This window comes from Bradyrhizobium ottawaense, assembly GCF_002278135.3.
Classification (GTDB): domain Bacteria; phylum Pseudomonadota; class Alphaproteobacteria; order Rhizobiales; family Xanthobacteraceae; genus Bradyrhizobium; species Bradyrhizobium ottawaense.
Genome location: NZ_CP029425.2, coordinates 4424034 through 4440348, shown reverse-complemented (window position 1 = coordinate 4440348; position 16315 = coordinate 4424034). Strand labels below are relative to the sequence as shown.

Annotated in this window: 11 protein-coding genes, 1 tRNA gene and 1 pseudogene; 12 read left to right on the top strand and 1 reads right to left on the bottom strand. The window is 66.0% G+C overall.

Features of this window, described 5'->3' with window-relative positions:
• The first annotated feature begins 307 nt into the window (after nucleotides 1–307).
• From CIT37_RS21225 to CIT37_RS21185, 9 genes and pseudogenes are all read left to right on the top strand, one after another.
• The gene (locus CIT37_RS21225) at nucleotides 308–1792 is read left to right on the top strand and encodes an efflux transporter outer membrane subunit (protein ID WP_085968199.1); all 1485 of its coding nucleotides are present in this window, start codon (nucleotides 308–310) and stop codon (nucleotides 1790–1792) included.
• The gene (locus tag CIT37_RS21220) at nucleotides 1782–3224 is read left to right on the top strand and encodes an efflux RND transporter periplasmic adaptor subunit (RefSeq protein WP_095424177.1); all 1443 of its coding nucleotides are present in this window, start codon (nucleotides 1782–1784) and stop codon (nucleotides 3222–3224) included. Before CIT37_RS21225 ends, CIT37_RS21220 begins: the two co-directional genes overlap by 11 nt.
• Before the next feature lie 37 nt (nucleotides 3225–3261).
• Complete coding sequence (locus tag CIT37_RS21215; RefSeq protein ID WP_038970282.1) at nucleotides 3262–6411, top strand: efflux RND transporter permease subunit; 3150 nt, start codon at nucleotides 3262–3264, stop codon at nucleotides 6409–6411.
• Nucleotides 6411–9515 (top strand): efflux RND transporter permease subunit, encoded by a 3105-nt coding sequence (locus CIT37_RS21210; protein WP_095424176.1) that lies wholly within the window; start codon nucleotides 6411–6413, stop codon nucleotides 9513–9515. Before CIT37_RS21215 ends, CIT37_RS21210 begins: the two co-directional genes overlap by 1 nt.
• A gap of 37 nt (nucleotides 9516–9552) precedes the next feature.
• A complete protein-coding gene (locus CIT37_RS21205) occupies nucleotides 9553–10287 on the top strand; it encodes a tRNA-uridine aminocarboxypropyltransferase (RefSeq protein WP_095424175.1) in 735 nt (244 codons plus the stop codon).
• Between the two features lie 199 nt (nucleotides 10288–10486).
• Nucleotides 10487–11203, top strand: a complete 717-nt coding sequence (locus tag CIT37_RS21200; protein ID WP_028144703.1) for an ABC transporter permease — start codon at nucleotides 10487–10489, stop codon at nucleotides 11201–11203.
• Between the two features lie 161 nt (nucleotides 11204–11364).
• Nucleotides 11365–11970: pseudogene (locus CIT37_RS21195) on the top strand (ABC transporter ATP-binding protein); the annotation flags it as partial.
• Between the two features lie 97 nt (nucleotides 11971–12067).
• Nucleotides 12068–12141, top strand: a tRNA-Cys gene (locus tag CIT37_RS21190).
• Between the two features lie 200 nt (nucleotides 12142–12341).
• Entirely contained in the window at nucleotides 12342–12488 is a 147-nt protein-coding gene (locus CIT37_RS21185; RefSeq protein ID WP_162832223.1) for a hypothetical protein, read from the top strand.
• 76 nt (nucleotides 12489–12564) lie between these two features.
• On the opposite strand, the gene CIT37_RS21180 is transcribed toward CIT37_RS21185, so the two are convergent.
• Nucleotides 12565–12762, bottom strand: coding sequence for a hypothetical protein (locus CIT37_RS21180; RefSeq protein ID WP_038970287.1), 198 nt, complete (start codon nucleotides 12760–12762; stop codon nucleotides 12565–12567).
• 261 nt (nucleotides 12763–13023) lie between these two features.
• Between CIT37_RS21180 and CIT37_RS21175 the strand changes: the two genes are divergently transcribed.
• From CIT37_RS21175 to CIT37_RS21165, 3 genes are all read left to right on the top strand, one after another.
• A complete protein-coding gene (locus CIT37_RS21175; RefSeq protein ID WP_015686208.1) occupies nucleotides 13024–13284 on the top strand; it encodes a hypothetical protein in 261 nt (86 codons plus the stop codon).
• A gap of 1190 nt (nucleotides 13285–14474) precedes the next feature.
• On the top strand, nucleotides 14475–15638 hold the full coding sequence (locus CIT37_RS21170) for a PspA/IM30 family protein (protein ID WP_038970288.1): 1164 nt from the start codon (nucleotides 14475–14477) through the stop codon (nucleotides 15636–15638).
• Nucleotides 15639–15648: 10 nt separating this feature from the next.
• Nucleotides 15649–16308 carry an OB-fold-containig protein gene (locus tag CIT37_RS21165; protein ID WP_028144699.1) on the top strand — a complete coding sequence of 220 codons (660 nt, stop codon included), beginning with the start codon at nucleotides 15649–15651 and terminating at the stop codon, nucleotides 16306–16308.
• The last annotated feature ends 7 nt before the right edge of the window (nucleotides 16309–16315 follow it).

The following is a 16315-nucleotide window of genomic DNA, read 5'->3' as shown; positions in this document are numbered from 1 at the left end:
GATGCCACTGTGGCAGCAATAACACATGAAATCTTGGTAAGCTTGATCGCGTATCCCAATGTTTCAGAATGAGAGAAATCCCTGCGAGACAGTCACTTTTCGAATTCATATCGGCTCGATCGCACCTGATTGGCGTGGCCATCTCGCAACTGCGGGACTGTCCCGCTGGTCAGCGCACGGCTAGTATGATTTTCGAGGTTCCGCAGAAAGCACCGCCCGCTGTGAACGAGTTGTCCAAAGCCCCCCGACTGCCCCGCCGCGAATCGGCTAATCCGGCTGCGCGGCGGTTCGATCTGCCCGGCGGGGGATGGATGTGACAGAGGATGTTCCTGCGATCGCCATGCGGCGGTCTGAAGGTTCTGCATCCCGGACGCTGCGCGCGGCGCGCTGGATTGCGGTGTTGTGCCTTGCCGCCGGTTCGGGTGCTTGCGTGCTGACCCAGGACCTTCCCGATCCCGCCCTCGACGTTCCCACGCAGTACAAATATGCGGGCAAGGGTGATGCGCCGCCGTCACTGGATTGGTGGCGCGGGTTCCGCTCCGCGGAGCTGACGCAGCTGATGGAGGAGGCGCAGACCGTGAACCTCGACATCGCCGCCGCCGTTGCGCGCATCGTCCAGGCCGACGCCCAGGCGCGGCAGGCGGGTGCGGCGCTGCTGCCGAGCGTGTCGACAGGCGGATCGGAAACCTATTCGCGCACTTCGGGCTCCAGCGCGTCCGGCCTCTCCATCGGCGGGCGCGAGGTCGTCAATTACTCGGCATCGCTGAGCGCGAGCTACCAGCTCGACTTCTGGGGCCAGAATCGCGACGCGCTGCAGACAGCGGAGGAGACCGCGAACGCCAACCGCTTCGATCGCGACACGGTCGCGCTAACGACGCTGGCGGCCGTCGCCAATGCCTATTTCCAGGTGCTGGCCTCGCAGGATCGCATCAGGACCTCACAGCGCAACATTGCGAGCGCGCAGCGCATCCTCGATGCGGTCAGGGAGCGGCGCAAGGCCGGCACCGGCACCGATCTCGACGTCGCCCAGCAGGAAAGCGTGCTTGCCAACCAGAAGGCCCTGGTGCCGCCGCTGCGCCAGACGCTGGATCAGAACGTCAACGCGCTCGCCGTGCTGGTCTCGCGCCCGCCGGAAAGCGTGCGCGTGCTCGGCGGCTCCCTGGACCGGATCGCAATCCCGCGCGTGACGCCCGGCCTGCCGTCGGAGCTGCTGACGCAGCGGCCCGACATCCGCCGGCAGGAGGCGCAGCTCGCCTCGGCGACGGCGAATATCGGCAATGCCCGTGCTCAGTTCTTTCCGACCATCCAGCTCACCGGCAACGGCGGCTATCAGAGTTCGGCCTTGGTCTCGCTGTTCCAGCCCCATGCGGCCTTCTTCCAGCTCGTCGGCAGCGCCACGCAGCCGATCTTCGACGGCGGCAAGATCCTCGGCAATTTCGAGTTCGCCAAGGCGCGGCAGGACGAATTGCTCCAGACCTACCGCAAGACCATCATCCAGTCGTTTGCCGACGTCGACAATGCGCTGTTCTCGATCAAGCAAACCACGATCAAGCTGCAATTGCAGCGCGACGTCGTCGTCGCCTCGCGCCGCGCCTTCGATCTCTCCGAGCAGCAATTGCGCGCCGGCACCGCCGACATCGTGACCGTGCTCAACACTCAATTGACCCTGTTCCAGGCGGAAGACGCGCTGTCACAGGCGCAACTGGCCCGCTTGCTCGCCATCGTCAGCCTGTATCAGGCGCTCGGCGGCGGCTGGGAGCCGCGAATGGAGAAACCGGTCAATGCTCTTTAAGCCGGATACGAAGCAGGACGCGAAGGAGGGGACGGCGAAGAAGTCGCGCGGCCGCGGCTTCATCATGACCCTGATCACGCTCGCGATCCTCGGCGGCCTGTTCTATCTCGGCTGGACTGCGACGCATCAGCAGCAGGCCAACAACCGCAACAACCAGAGGCTCGATCTGCCGGTGCCCGTGCTCGCGGCCACGCCCCGCGTTCAGGACGTTCCGGTCTATCTCGACGGCGTCGGCGCGATCCGCGCGCTCAACACCGTGACCGTGCGCTCGCAGGTCGACGGCAAGCTGATCGCCGTGAACTTCACCGAGGGCCAGGACGTCAAGAAGGGCGACGTGCTCGGCGAAATCGATCCTGCGCTCTATCAGGCCACCTACGACCAGGCGGTCGCCAAGAAGGCGCAGGATCAGGCCCAGCTCGCCAACCAGCGCATCGACCTGACGCGGTACGAGCAGCTCGCTGCCTCCAACGCCGGCTCCAAGCAGCAGGCCGACACCCAGCGCGCGCTGGTCGCGCAGACCGAGGCGCTGGTCAAGGCCGACCAGGCCGCGATCGACAACGCGGCGGCGACGCTGAGCTACACCAAGATCGTGGCGCCGCTCTCGGGGCGAGCCGGCCTGCGCCAGGTCGATCAGGGCAACATCATCCACGCCTCCGACACCACGGGCCTCGTGGTCATCACGCAATTGCAGCCGATCGCGGTGTGGTTCAGCCTGCCGCAGCAACAGATCATGCGCGTCAACGCCGCGGCCGCCAAGGGCACGCTCGCGGTCGACGTGTTCGGCAATGACGGCATCACCGTGATCGATACCGGCAAGCTCACTGGCATCGACAACCAGGTCGACCAGACCACCGGCACGCTCAAGCTCAAGGCGGAATTTCCCAACGCCAACTACCAGCTCTGGCCGGGCCAGTTCGTCAATGTCCGTCTCAAGGTCGAGACGTTGATGCAGGCGCTGGTGGTGCCGACATCAGCCGTGCAGCGCGGCCCGATCGGAACGTTCAGCTATGTCATCGGCGAGGACAATATCGTCTCGGCCAAGCCCGTGACGGTGACCCAGCAGAACGAGCATGATGCCGTGATCGCCAGCGGCCTGTCGGCGACCGAGAGGGTCGTCACCACGGGCTTTGCCAATCTGTCCGACGGCTCCAGGGTGACCGTCGGCCGCGACGACCAGACCCCGTCGGCTGATCTTGCCCCGCGCAAACGCTCGCGCGGGCCCGACGCCCAGAAGAAGGATGGCGCCAAGGACGGTGCCAAGGAGGGCCAAAAGGAAGGCCAGAAGGACGGACAGGGCAAGGGCGGCGAGTTCCGCGCCAAGCGGAGTAGCAGCGAGGGCGACCAGAAGGGGCAGACCGGGCCGGCGCCAGGGCCTGCGCCAGGACCTGCGCCAGGTCCGGGGGCATCGGGAAGTGGAGCCAAGCAGCCATGATCCCGACAACAGCCGCTTGAAGCGGCAGGCAGATCCCATGGGTGTCTCCGAACCCTTCATCCGCCGTCCGATCGCGACCTCGCTGCTCGGCATCGCGCTGCTGATCGGCGGGCTGCTGGGCTATTTCGCGCTGCCGGTCTCGGCGCTGCCGCAGGTCGATTTCCCGACCGTGCAGGTGACGACGCAGCTTCCGGGCGCGAGCCCCGACGTAATCGCCTCGCTGATCACGGCGCCTTTGGAGCGGCAGCTCGGGCAGATCCCGTCGCTGTCGGCGATGAACTCGACCAGCTCGTTCGGCGTCAGCCAGATCTCGCTGCAGTTCGATCTCAACCGCGACATCGACGGTGCGACCCAGGACGTGCAGGCCGCGATCAACGCCGCGGCGGGCGTGCTGCCCAAGACGCTGCCGTATCCGCCGACCTACGCCAAGGTGAACCCCGCGGACGCGCCTGTCATGACGCTGGCGCTGCGCTCCGACACCATCTCGCTGCGGGCGATGAGCGACATCGCCGACACGCTTCTGGCGCAACGGCTGAGCCAGATCTCCGGCGTCGGACGGGTCTCGGTGCTCGGCGGGCTGAAACCGGCCGTGCGCATCCAGGCCGATCTGGCGCGGCTTGCCGCCTACGGCATCGCCATGGAAGATCTGCGCACCGCAATCGCCAATGCCAACGTCTCCGGGCCGAAAGGCTCGCTCGACGGCGCGCAGCAATCCTACATCATCGCGGCCAACGACCAGATCGCCGCCGCCGACGCCTACAAGCCCGTCATCATCGCCTACCGCAACGGCTCGCCGGTCACCATCGCCGACGTCGCGCAGATCGTCGATGGCCTCGAGAACGATCGCACCGGCGGCTGGTACCAGGGCACGCCCGCCGTCATCATCGACATCCAGCGCCAGCCCGGTGCCAACGTGATCGACGTCGTCAGCCAGATCCGCGCCGAAATCCCCAAAGTGCAGCGCGCGATCCCGGCCGGTGTGAACCTCACCATCGTGTCCGATCGCACCGTGACCATCCGCGCCTCGGTCCACGACGTGCAGTTCACGCTGGTCCTCAGTGTCGTGCTGGTGACGCTGGTGGTGCTGCTGTTCCTGCGCTCGCTGCGGGCGACCCTGATCGCCGGCGTGGCGCTGCCGCTGTCGCTGATCACCAGCTTCGGCATCATGTATTTCGCCGGCTTCAGCCTCGACAATTTGTCGCTGATGGCGCTCACGATCGGCACCGGCTTCGTGGTCGACGACGCCATCGTCATGATCGAGAATATCGTCCGCCACATGGAGAATGGCGACGGGCCGATGGAGGCCTCGCTGAAGGGCGCCAGCGAGATCGGCTTCACCGTGATCTCGCTGACGGTGTCGCTGATCGCGGTGTTCATCCCGCTGCTGTTCATGTCCGGCCTCGTCGGGCGCATGTTCCGCGAATTCGCGCTGACCTTGACGATCGCGGTTGTGACCTCGGCCGTGGTCTCGCTGACGCTCACGCCGATGATGTGCTCGCGCCTGCTCAAGCATGCTCATGAGGAGCTGGCGGTGCCGGGCCTCGCCGCCATCAGCCGCTTCATCGACCGCACCGTCGAGGCCTATCACCGGACGCTGCTGGTGGTTTTGCAGCACCAGCGGACTACGCTGGTCGTGACCTTCGCCACGCTGATTGCGACCCTCGTCCTCTACGTCGTTGCCCCAAAAGGCTTCCTGCCGCTGCAGGACACCGCCTCGATCACGGCGGTGACGGAGGCCGGGCCGGACGTGTCGTTTGCCGAGATGCAGAAGCGGCAGGGCGAGGTCGCCGACACCATCAAGGCGGACCCTGACGTGGTCGGCGTGGTCTCGGTGATCGGCGCTGGCTCGGTCAATCCGACCACCAATGTCGGCCGTCTCGTCATGACCTTGAAGCCGCGCGGCGAGCGGCGGGACGATGTCAGCGTGGTCGTGAGCCGGTTGAAGCAGCGGGTGGCGGGCATTCCCGGCATGACCGTCTATTTCCAGCCGGTGCAGGACGTGCAGATCTCGACCCAGTCGAGCCGCTCGCAATACCAGTACACGCTGACCGGCACCGATGCGGCGCTGGTGTCGGAATGGGCGCGCAAGCTGGTTACGGAGATGCGGCGCGATCCCCTGTTCCGCGACGTCTCCTCGGAGGCGCAGGAAGGCGGCCTGCGGGCGCAACTCGACGTCGATCGCACCCGCGCGGGCCAGCTCGGCGTCAGCCTGCAAGGCATCACCGATACGCTCAACGACGCCTTCGCGCAGCGCCAGATCTCGACCATCTACGGCCAGGCCAACCAGTACCGCGTGGTGCTGGAGGCGCTGCCGATGTACCAGCGCGATCCCTCGATCCTTTCAAAACTCTATCTGCCGGGCGCCGCGAGCGCGACCGCCGGCGCGCCCAACGCGCAGGTGCCGCTGTCGGCCGTGGCGACGCTGAAGCGCACCACCGCGCCGCTCGCGATCTCGCACCAGGCGCAATTCCCGTCCGTGTCGCTCAGCTTCAACCTCGCGCCGGGCGCCGCGCTCGGCGATGCCGTCGACGCCGTCAAAGCGATCGAGACCCGGATCGAAATGCCCAACAGCATCGTCGGCGTCTATGCCGGCGATGCCGCCGAGTTCGCCAAGGCGCTGGCGGGACAACCCTGGCTGCTGCTCGCGGCCGTGATCACGATCTACATCGTGCTCGGCGTGCTCTATGAGAGCTACATCCACCCGATCACGATCCTGTCGACGCTGCCCTCGGCCGGCGTCGGGGCGATCCTGGCGCTGGTGCTGTGCGGGCAGGACCTCTCGGTGATCGGCCTGATCGGCATCATCCTGCTGATGGGCATCGTCAAGAAGAACGCGATCATGATGATCGACTTCGCGCTCGAGGCCGAACGCGGGCAGGGCATGTCGCCCAACGAGGCGATCGTGCAGGCCTGCCTGTTGCGCTTCCGTCCGATCATGATGACGACGCTGGCGGCGCTGTTCGGCGCCTTGCCGCTGGCGATCGAGAGCGGCACCGGCGCCGAGCTGCGCTTTCCGCTCGGCATCTCCATCATCGGCGGCCTGCTGCTCAGCCAATTGCTGACGCTCTACACCACGCCCGTGATCTACCTCGCGCTCGACCGCATCAACCGCCGCCTCGAGCAGGCGCTGCCGCCGGCCGAATCCGGCGGACCACCGGTCGCGGGCGCGACCGAGGGGATGCAGTGATGGCATCGATCTCGGAGCCCTTCATCCGCCGCCCGGTTGCCACCACGCTGCTGTCGATCGGGTTGTTCCTGCTGGGTGTGGTCGCCTACGATTTCCTTCCCGTCGCCTCGGTCCCGAACGTCGACTTTCCCGCCATCTTCGTCTCGGCCAGCCGGCCCGGCGCCGACCCGTCGGTGATGGCGGCCACGGTGGCTTCACCCCTGGAGCGGCGGCTCGGCGAGATCTCGGGCATCAACCAGATCACCTCGACCTCGACGCTCGGCAATACCAGCATCCAGCTCCAGTTCGACATCGGCCGCAACATCGACAAGGCCGCGCGCGACGTGCAGGCAGCGATCAACGCCGCGATGGTCGACTTGCCGAGCGACCTGCCGACGCTGCCGCGCTTCCGCAAGGCCAACACCGCCGGCGCGCCCGTCTTCGTGCTGGCGCTGACCTCCAAGACGCTATCCGCCAGCGCGATTTACGACGTCGCCGACACGGTGCTGGCGCAGCGCATCTCGCAGGTGCCTGGAGTCGGCGACGTCACGGTATCAGGCGCCGACCAGCCGGCCGTGCGGGTCCAGCTCAACCCCGTCGCGCTGTCGAACGCCGGCATCGCCACCGACGACGTCAGGACCGCGATCGTCAACGCCAACCCGCTCGGCCCCGTCGGCATCTTCAACGGCGAGCGCCAGAGCGAGACGCTGGCCCTCAACAAGCAGATGCGCACGGCGAAAGAGTTCCGCGACATCGTCATCAAGAGCGCCAACGGCAATTTCGTGCGGCTGTCCGACGTCGCCGACATCGAGGATTCCGTCCGAAACGCGCGCTCGATCGCCTGGTTCAACAAGCAGCCGGCGGTGCTGATCCAGATCACCAAGCAGGGCGATGCCAACGTCATCGATACCGTCGACAGGGTAAAGGCGCTGGTCCCCCAGCTGAAGCAGTGGATTCCGGCCGGCGTCGAGATCTCCACCCTGGTCGACCGCACCGGGACGATCCGCGCCAGCGTGCTCGACATGCAATGGACATTGCTGGCGACCGCGGTCCTGGTGATGGTCGTGGTGTTCGTGTTCCTGCGCAGGCTGACGCCGACGATCGCGGCCGGCATCTCGGTGCCGCTGGCGCTGGCCGGAACCTGCGCCGGCATGTGGGTCGCGGGCTTCTCGATCGACAATCTGTCGCTGATGGCGCTCGCGATCTCGGTCGGTTTCGTGGTCGACGACGCCATCGTCATGATCGAGAACATGTATCGCAATCTCGAGCACGGCATGCGGCCGCTTCGGGCGGCGCTGGAGGGCGCGAGGCAGATCGGCTTCACGGTGGTCTCGATCAGCCTGTCGCTGATCGCGGCGTTCACGCCGCTGATCTTCATGGACGGCATCGTCGGTCGCCTCTTGCGCGAATTCTCGCTGACGCTGACCTTCGCCATCCTGGTCTCGACGCTGGTGTCGCTCACGGTCACGCCGATGATCTGCGCCCATTACATCCGGCAGGCCACGTCCGGCACGGCGACGCTGTTCGATCGCATCATCGAGGGCTCGCTGACGCGCATCGTCGCCTTTTACGCCCGAACCTTGCGCACCGTGCTGGACTACCCGCTGGCGACGCTGCTGGTGTTCTTCGCCACCATCGGTCTCACCGTGACGCTCTACATCAAGGTCCCCAAGGGCTATTTCCCGACCGACGATTCCGGCTTCGTGATCGGAGCGACGCGCGCCTCGGCCGACATCTCGTTCCAGTCGATGCTCGGCCTGCAGCAGCGGCTCGCCGACATCGTGATGCAGGACCCGGCCGTGGCCGGCATCGGCTCGACCGTCGGCGCCGGAGGCGGGCCGGGGGGAGCGACCTCGAACCGCGGCGTCATGTATATCAGCCTGAAGCCGCCGGAGGAGCGCGACCACGTCTCGACGCAGGTCGTGATCGACCGTCTGAGGCGCGCGCTGTATCCCGTGCCCGGCATCCGCCTCTTCATGTTCGCCGCCCAGGACGTCCGCGCCGGCGGGCGGCAGAGCGATTCCGACTACCAGTACACGCTGACCAGCACCGACCTCGGCCTGCTGCAGAAATGGGCGCCGATCGTGGCCAAGCGCATGGAGAGCGTCGAGGGCATCACCGACATCTCCAGCGACCGCGATCCCGGCGGGCTTCAGCTCACGCTCGCGATCGACCGCCAGAAGGCCTCGGCGCTCGGCGTCAGGGTCCAGGATATCGATAATGCGCTGAACAACGCGTTCTCGCAGCGGCAGATCTCGATCATCTACACCCAGCGCAACCAATACATGACCGTGCTGGAGATCGATCCGAAGTTCCAGGTCGATCCCTCCAATCTCGACCGCATCTACGTCGCCGGTGCGGGCGACGCGCAGGTGCCGCTGTCGGCCGTGGTGCACGCGACGCGTGGGTTGGCCGCGCTCGCGGTCTATCACTCGCAGTCGTTTCCCTCGACGACGGTGTCGTTCAACCTGCTGCCGGACGTGCAGCTTCAGGCAGCGACCCAGAACATCCAGCGGGCGGTGGAGGAACTGCACATGCCCGAAGGCATCCGCGGCAGCTTCGACGGCAATGCCGGCGACTTCGCCAAGACCAGCGGCCGGCAGCCGCTGCTGATCCTCGGCGCGCTGGTGGCGATGTATATCGTGCTCGGGGTGCTCTATGAGAGCCTCGCCCATCCGCTCACGATCATCTCGACGCTGCCCTCGGCCGGGCTCGGTGCGCTGCTCGCCCTGCAGCTCACCAACACGCCGCTGACGGTGATCGCCTTCGTCGGCATCATCCTGTTGATCGGCATCGTCAAGAAGAACGGCATCATGATGGTGGATTTCGCGCTCGACGCCGAGCGCCAGCGCGGCCTGTCCTCGGCGGAGGCGATCTTCGAGGCCTGCCAGGCGCGCTTCCGCCCGATCCTGATGACGACCATGGCGGCGCTGTTCGCCGGCATTCCGCTCGTGGTCGCGACCGGCCCCGGCACCGAGCTGCGCCGTCCGCTCGGCATCACCATCATCGGCGGCCTGTTCGTCTCGCAGATCCTGACGCTCTACACCACGCCCGTGATCTACCTCTTGATCGACCGCCTGCGGCGGCGGTCGGAGCCGCGTCCGGTGCCTGCGCCGGCGGAATAGGTTGTTGAAGCGCCGCATCAAGCGTATAGCGGCGCCCATGTCGAACCCGCCAGATATTGCCGCCGCCGATCCGATCCCCGAGTGCCCGCATTGCCAGAAGCCGATGCCGCTGTGCATCTGCGACAGCGTCACGCCGATTGAAAAGAGCCGCCTCGGGCTCCTGATCCTGCAGCATCCGCAGGAGCAGGACAGGGCGCTCGGCACCGCGCGGCTGCTGGCCCGGCATTTTGCCGATGCCACAGTGCGGGTCGGCCTGTCCTGGCCGAGCCTGTCCAAGGCGCTGGGACGGCCGGTCGAGAACGCCTCGCATTGGGCCGTGCTCTATCTCGGCTCGTCCCGCGCCGCCGATCTCGAAGCGGAAGGCGAGATCGTCGCGCTCAACCGCAAGGGCGAGGTCGCGGAGAACCAGCGCGGAATCCTCGGCAAGCTCGAAGGAATCGTGCTGCTCGACGGCACCTGGAGCCAGGCCAAGGCGCTGTGGTGGCGCAATCCCTGGATGCTCAAATGCCAGCGCGTGATCCTCAACCCGGCGCATCCCTCGCGCTATGGGCGTCTGCGCAAGGAGCCGCGCAAGGACGGGCTCTCCACGATCGAGGCTGCGGCGACGATTCTCGCCGGGCTCGAGCGGCGTCCTGACATCGCCGAGACGCTGAATGCGAGCTTTGAACGCCTGTTAACGCGCTACCGCGAGGTCCAGGCCGAGATGCCGGAATTGGCGCCCAAGCCTGCCCCGAAGGGCCGGCGCGACTTCCGGCGGCGCAAACGAGCCTGACTTCGGCCTAGTTCATCTGTACGGTCGATTGCACCGCGAGGGCCGGGCGTCTAGAGACGATCGGCCGACACCGGTTGCGATCTGCTCTCCTGTTGCGGCATCGGAGAGCGAGAACCTGAGGGGCAGTCGTATTCAGCTCGCAGCAAAGGAAATTCTGGCACAGGCGGCGCGGCCCGATCGTTGGGGCACGCTCGCGCTGATGGACATTTCGCTGCGCTACCGCAGGACCGTGATCGGCCCGCTCTGGATCACGCTGACGCTGGCCGCGACGATCGCAAGTGTCGGCACCGTCTATGCGGCGCTGTTCAGGCAGGACATCGCCACCTTCCTGCCGTCCTTCGCGGTCGGCCTGATCGTATGGACCCTGATCGCCACGACGCTCCAGGAGGGCTCCAACATCTTCGTGGCGTCCGGCCATCTCATCAAGGCGGTGCCGGCGCCGCTGATCGTTCATATCCTCCAGATGATCGCGCGCAACGTCCTCATCTTCGCGCATCATTTGGTGATCGTCGTGCTGCTCTATGTCGTGATGCCCTGGCCGCTGCACTGGAGCATGCTGCTCGCGCTACCCGGGTTTGCGATCCTGTTCCTCGCGCTGCTCGGCGGCTCGGTCGCACTCGGCATGCTCTGCGCGCGTTTTCGCGACATTGGTTCGGCGATCGTCAGCGGCCTGCAATTCGTCTTCTTTCTCACGCCGATCATCTGGACCGAGGACAGCGCGCGCGGCACCGCGTTTCACTGGCTGACGCGGGTCAATCCGTTCGCGACGCTGCTCGATCTGGTGCGGCGGCCTCTGTTGTCGCAGCCGACCGATGCGGAGCAATGGCTGTTAGGGGCCCTCTATGCGATCGTCGTGGCCGTCATCGGCCTCGGCTGCTACGCAAAATACCGCCATCGCGTGGCGTATTGGCTGTGATGCGCATGACCCCCACGGCCCACATCGTGCTACGCGACGTCTCGGTCACGTTTCCGGTGCTGTCGTTTCGCGACCGCTCGCTGCGCAGCCGGTTCGTCGGCGCCGTGACGCTGCGCCGGAAGGCGGCGGTCTCGCACCTCGTCAAGGCATTGAACGAGGTCAGCCTCGATATCCGCGCCGGCGACCGCCTCGCCATCATCGGCGCCAATGGTGCCGGCAAGACCACGCTGCTGCGGGTTCTCGCCGGCATCTATCATCCGACGGCGGGCAGCATCGACGTGCGCGGCCGCTGCCTGTCGCTGTTCGATTTGCAGGCCGGCTTCGACGAGGAAGCGACCGGTTACGAGAACATCATGCGGCGCGGGCTCGTGATCGGCGCGCGCCGCGCCGAGATCGACGCGCGGCGGGCGGAGATTGCCGAGTTCACCGAGCTCGGCGACCGGCTCGACCTGCCGCTGCGCACCTATTCCAGCGGCATGATGCTGCGCCTGATCTTCGCGGTCGCAACCGCGGTCGAGGGCGAGATCGTGCTGCTCGACGAATGGATCGGCGTCGGCGACCAGCAATTCCGCAAGAAGGCGCGGCAGCGATTGGATGAGATCGTCGCCCGCGCCGGCATCCTGGTGCTCGCCTCGCATGACATCGAGCTGATCCAGAGCACCTGCAACCGGGCGATCCTGCTGGAGCAGGGGAAGATCATCGCGGCCGGCGCAACCGATACGATTCTCGCGCAATATCTGGCGGGGTCCGGCGGGAAGAAGGCGTAGCGGTTCGAAGGTCCCCCTGACGGGGCGGCCTCCAGCCAAAATCGGACGAAGGCGGTTGCCTAAACCCTTCATCCCCTATATTGCTCCGGCCTTACGGGGCCACGTGGCGGAGTGGTTACGCAACGGTCTGCAAAACCGTGTACACCAGTTCAATTCTGGTCGTGGCCTCCATCATATCCCTCTGATCTCCCACCATAATTCGATTTCGCCGCCGGCGCCGCTGATGCTGCGCGCAACGTTCTGCCGACGTGAGAGGCGGATCGATCACCGGGTTTGTCCGGAGCTCGCTGGAACCCCCGATTCACGCCCGTTGGCATAGACTTCGCATCTGCGAAGTGATGCGACCGACATCAACGAGCGCTGGAGCACCCGTGGGCGACATCGTCCGATTTGTCCCGAAATCCGAGCTGGAGCGGGCCCGCCTCATCCGCGAGGCCCGTGCGATCTATGACAGCATCTTTCCATCGGCCGCACCCGACCGGGCGCCGCAGGATGGCGAGGAACGCGTCAAGACCTGATCGTCGCGCCGCCCGATTTCCGGCGACGGCAAAACGCCCGCGAAGCGGGCGCTACGGCTCACCGTGAAAGCAGCCCTCAGCAGGCTGCGTACCATCCGTCGGGGAACGGCAGGAGGGGCCAGGCGCCCTCGTTGTCATTGGCGGCTTTGGGCGTCGCGTCAAAACTCCACGAGCGGGGCACGAACTCCTCCTCCGGCGCGCGAGCAAAGTCTTCAATGACCATGGCGTCCCGGACGGCATCCAGCAACAAGTTGAATTCGGCTTCGCTTCTCATCGCACCCTCGCAGAACGCGGACGGCGCAATGTCGCAAAGCCGGTTTGTTACCCGGTTGAGCGGATCGTTCGCATTTTAACGATCCGGCGATCGGGTCCCGATTGGTTAGCGGTTTGTAAAAAATCCCCTGGGAAACTCTAGGTTCCTCCGCCGCGCCGGCAATGTGAAAGAGATCACATCCTCGGCGGTTTATTTCTCCTACCCCTTCGCATACCGGCTCAATGCAGGCTGGAGCGGGCACGGCGGAACGGGAGACTGGTCATGAAGGCGAGGTTCTTGCGGTTTGCGGGTGTGAAGAGCCGGGCGCGCCGCGCCTCCACGGTCGGGCTGTTCCTGACGCTGTTTGCGTCCGCCGCCCACGCGCAGGGGACGGCCGAACAGCGCCGGGCCTGCACGCCCGACGTCTACCGGCTCTGCGCCGGCGAAATCCCCAACGTCCGCGCCATCACGGCGTGCCTGCGGCGCAACCGCTCGAGCCTGAGCGAAGCCTGCCGCAGCGTGTTCGATCAGGCCGGCGGCTGAGGACCTGTGGATGTGTGCGCAGCAAGTGGCTCGCGCCGGCTGACGAATTCGCGATGGCGGTCCTGTGGATATGCTGCGGACAGCCTGTGGATCAACGGGGGCCGCAGCTCCCGTCGCCCGGATGGGATCGCAGGCGCAATCCGGCTCCTAGCCTACAAGCGGTTGCGCTGCCCGACGGGCAAAACACGCTAGCCGTGGGGCAAGACGCGCATGCGAAAATATTCGCCTTTACAGAATTTCGGCTTTGTCGCATTGTCCGGCCACCTCACCCCGGTCAGAGGGGCGTATCGCGATCGTCACGAAACGTGGGGTGAGCTGCGGTGGACGTGGGTTACATCGGCGCGAAGGGTTTTGCAGGGCGGAGCGCCGTGAGCAAAGACCTCGCGCACACGACCGGTGTGATCGGCGTACGGCAAAATCGTGTCGTCCTGGCGCCCGGGGTCTGTGCGCCAAGTCTTGCGGTGATGTGTATTGCTCAACCGGGCAAGCGCATCAGCCATCCGCAAGGCGACGGGGGCAATAGTGCAACGCTCCCCGGGGAGAGCACGACATAAGCCGTCAAACCACTGCGCAGGGAAGGCCGGGTTGTCCTGGCTACACCTGTATGCCGCTGTGCAGCTTCTTGTCACGCAGGTTTCGCACAGTGGACCGCGGGTGCCAGCCGGCACCCGGTCTTCCCTGCGCCCTCTGACAAAGAGGGCGATGAGATGAGCAAAGCTCGGGCAGAGTGAGCCGCGAGGATGCGGATCTGTGTCTGCGTTACACATTGCAAATTGGTGGAGCGAGGCGTTGCGCGGGGGAGCGCTTAGTCTCGCGTGCCCCGGACGCTGCGCAGCGTCTCCCCGGCGATGCGAAGCATTGTCCGGTTCGACGGTGCGCTGCAGAGCCGGGGCCCATGCATCAGCAAGGTGCGCGGCTTCCCGGGGCCCGGCTCTGCGCCGCAACGCTGACGGCTGCAGCTTGTCCGGGACACGAAGGCTGCGCGAGCCGCAACCGGCTTGCCGAACCCTCCCTGCATTTCGTTTCAAATTGCAACCCGCGCGTGCAAGAAGTCTTGATCGGGTGTGATCTAGGGGTGAACGCCCGGCTTGAACGTGGGTCCCTGGCACAACGACTAATAAGTAGCGTGCATGAGGGTCAGGGAAACGTGATTGCGCCTCCTCTTTCTAAAGCACCAAAATGGTGCTTTAGTGCTTTCCATGAGCCAGTCGCCCCGAAACGCGCCGTCCGCGCTGCGTTACAGGCTTGCCCCTGATTCGGCCGCCAAGGCCGCGCTGGAGGCGACGTTCAGGGCTTATGACCGCATGATGGAGATCCTCGATGAGGTCGCGCGGAGCCACAATGTCGGCTCCAATGTCGTCCTGCTGCATGCCCACGCCTATGACCCGATCCGCAAACAGACCGCGCTGCCTTCGCGCCTGGTGACGCTGGGCCTGCGTGACCGCGCCGAGTATCGCGCGGCACAGGGCCGCCGTCTGCCGCTCGACGACAAGCTCGCCAAGATCAAGGGGCCGGCCACCATCTCGATTGCGACCGTCGAGGGACGCTTCAGCGTGCCCTTCGACTATGCCGGCTATGCCGAGGGCTGGGGGCAAAGCGTGCCCGCGCGCCTCATCCGCACCGACGACGGCTTTGAAGTTCACTACGGCGTCACGCCGAACAATCTGCCAGAGGAGGAGAACGCCATGGATACCATCGCTGCCGCTCCCGAAAACTTCCTGTCCCGGGTCGGGCGCCTGATCGCCGGGATCGCCTATGACGCGATCGAGCAGGCGGAAGGCAAGAACAAGCTGAAAGTGGTCGGGCAGGCCATCCGCGAGATCGAGCGGGCCGAGAGCGAAGCGCGCGACGGGCTGGCCGCTGCGCGTGCCGAGGAGTATCGCCTCAACGCGCGCCGTACCGAGATCGAACGTGAGATGGCCGATCTCGCCCCCAAGATCGAGGGCGCGATCGCTGACAGCCGCGACGATCTCGCCCGCGCCGGCATCGCGCGGCAGATGGATCTGGAGGCGCAGTTCGATGTGCTCTCCCGGGCCATCGACGAGAACAACGAGAAGATCGAGCAATGCATCACCTCGCTGCGCGCGGTGCTGTCTGCGCTCCAGGACGCCGAGCAGCGCCGTGCCGATCTCGAAAAGAGCGAGGCGGCGGCAAACCATCAGGCCTCGACGTCATCCCGAAAACAGGGCGGCGGCTCTGCGGCAGCGAAGGCGTTGCGGGCGGGCAGGGCGGTGGCACGCGCCACCGGCGTGCCGCCGGGTATTCCCTATTCGAGCGACATCGACGAGCTCAGCACGCTGCATCGCGACAAGGAAATTGCGGCGAGGCTCGCGCGATTGAAGTCGCGCTCCTGAGTACCGTGTCATGAGCGCTCTGCTCGAACACGTCATGTCGCCGGAGGTCAGGCCGTTCGCGATCGCGGCGGCCATGATCCTCATCGTCGGCTCGATCGAAGTGGTCTCGATGCTGGTCGGGGCTTCCCTGAGCGAAATGCTCGGCACCAACATCGATTTCGCTCACCCCAGCGACAATGGCGTGATCAACGCCATTTCCTGGATCAATGTCGGCGGCGTGCCGCTTCTGATCTTCCTGCTGCTGCTGCTCGGCGCCTTCTCCATCACCGGCTTCCTGATCCAGGACATCGCGCGAATGGTTGCGGGGCCCTTGCCGGCAACGCTCGCCTCGGTCGGGGCCGTCGCGGTCTCGGTTCCGCTGGTCCGCGCTGCCAGCAGGGCGATCGCGCGGGCCATTCCCAGGGATGAAAGCTATGCCGTTGGCCTCGGGGATCTCGTCGGCCGCATCGGTGAGGTCGTCATCGGCCCGCTCGACCAGGGGCCGCCCGGCCGAGTCAGCGTCGCCGACGTCCACGGCAACCGCCATTTCGTCTGGGCGGTTGCGGCGCCGGCGTCATCGCCCCTGCCACAGGGAACCATGGTCCTGCTGGTCGACCGCGACGGCACCCGCTTCGTGGCGGTCAAGGCCGACGATGAACTCAAACCTTCCAAGCCCACTCTAAACAGCTAGCAAGTCA

What these genes read in the sequence shown, in the direction of transcription:
- CIT37_RS21210 (WP_095424176.1), top strand. Translation starts at nt 6,411, where the DNA reads ATGGCATCGATCTCGGAGCCCTTCATCCGCCGCCCGGTTGCCACCACG.
- CIT37_RS21205 (WP_095424175.1), top strand. Translation starts at nt 9,553, where the DNA reads ATGTCGAACCCGCCAGATATTGCCGCCGCCGATCCGATCCCCGAGTGC.
- CIT37_RS21200 (WP_028144703.1), top strand. Translation starts at nt 10,487, where the DNA reads ATGGACATTTCGCTGCGCTACCGCAGGACCGTGATCGGCCCGCTCTGG.
- CIT37_RS21180 (WP_038970287.1), bottom strand. Translation starts at nt 12,762, where the DNA reads ATGAGAAGCGAAGCCGAATTCAACTTGTTGCTGGATGCCGTCCGGGAC.
- CIT37_RS21165 (WP_028144699.1), top strand. Translation starts at nt 15,649, where the DNA reads ATGAGCGCTCTGCTCGAACACGTCATGTCGCCGGAGGTCAGGCCGTTC.
- CIT37_RS21225 (WP_085968199.1), top strand. Translation starts at nt 308, where the DNA reads ATGGATGTGACAGAGGATGTTCCTGCGATCGCCATGCGGCGGTCTGAA.
- CIT37_RS21215 (WP_038970282.1), top strand. Translation starts at nt 3,262, where the DNA reads ATGGGTGTCTCCGAACCCTTCATCCGCCGTCCGATCGCGACCTCGCTG.
- CIT37_RS21175 (WP_015686208.1), top strand. Translation starts at nt 13,024, where the DNA reads ATGAAGGCGAGGTTCTTGCGGTTTGCGGGTGTGAAGAGCCGGGCGCGC.
- CIT37_RS21220 (WP_095424177.1), top strand. Translation starts at nt 1,782, where the DNA reads ATGCTCTTTAAGCCGGATACGAAGCAGGACGCGAAGGAGGGGACGGCG.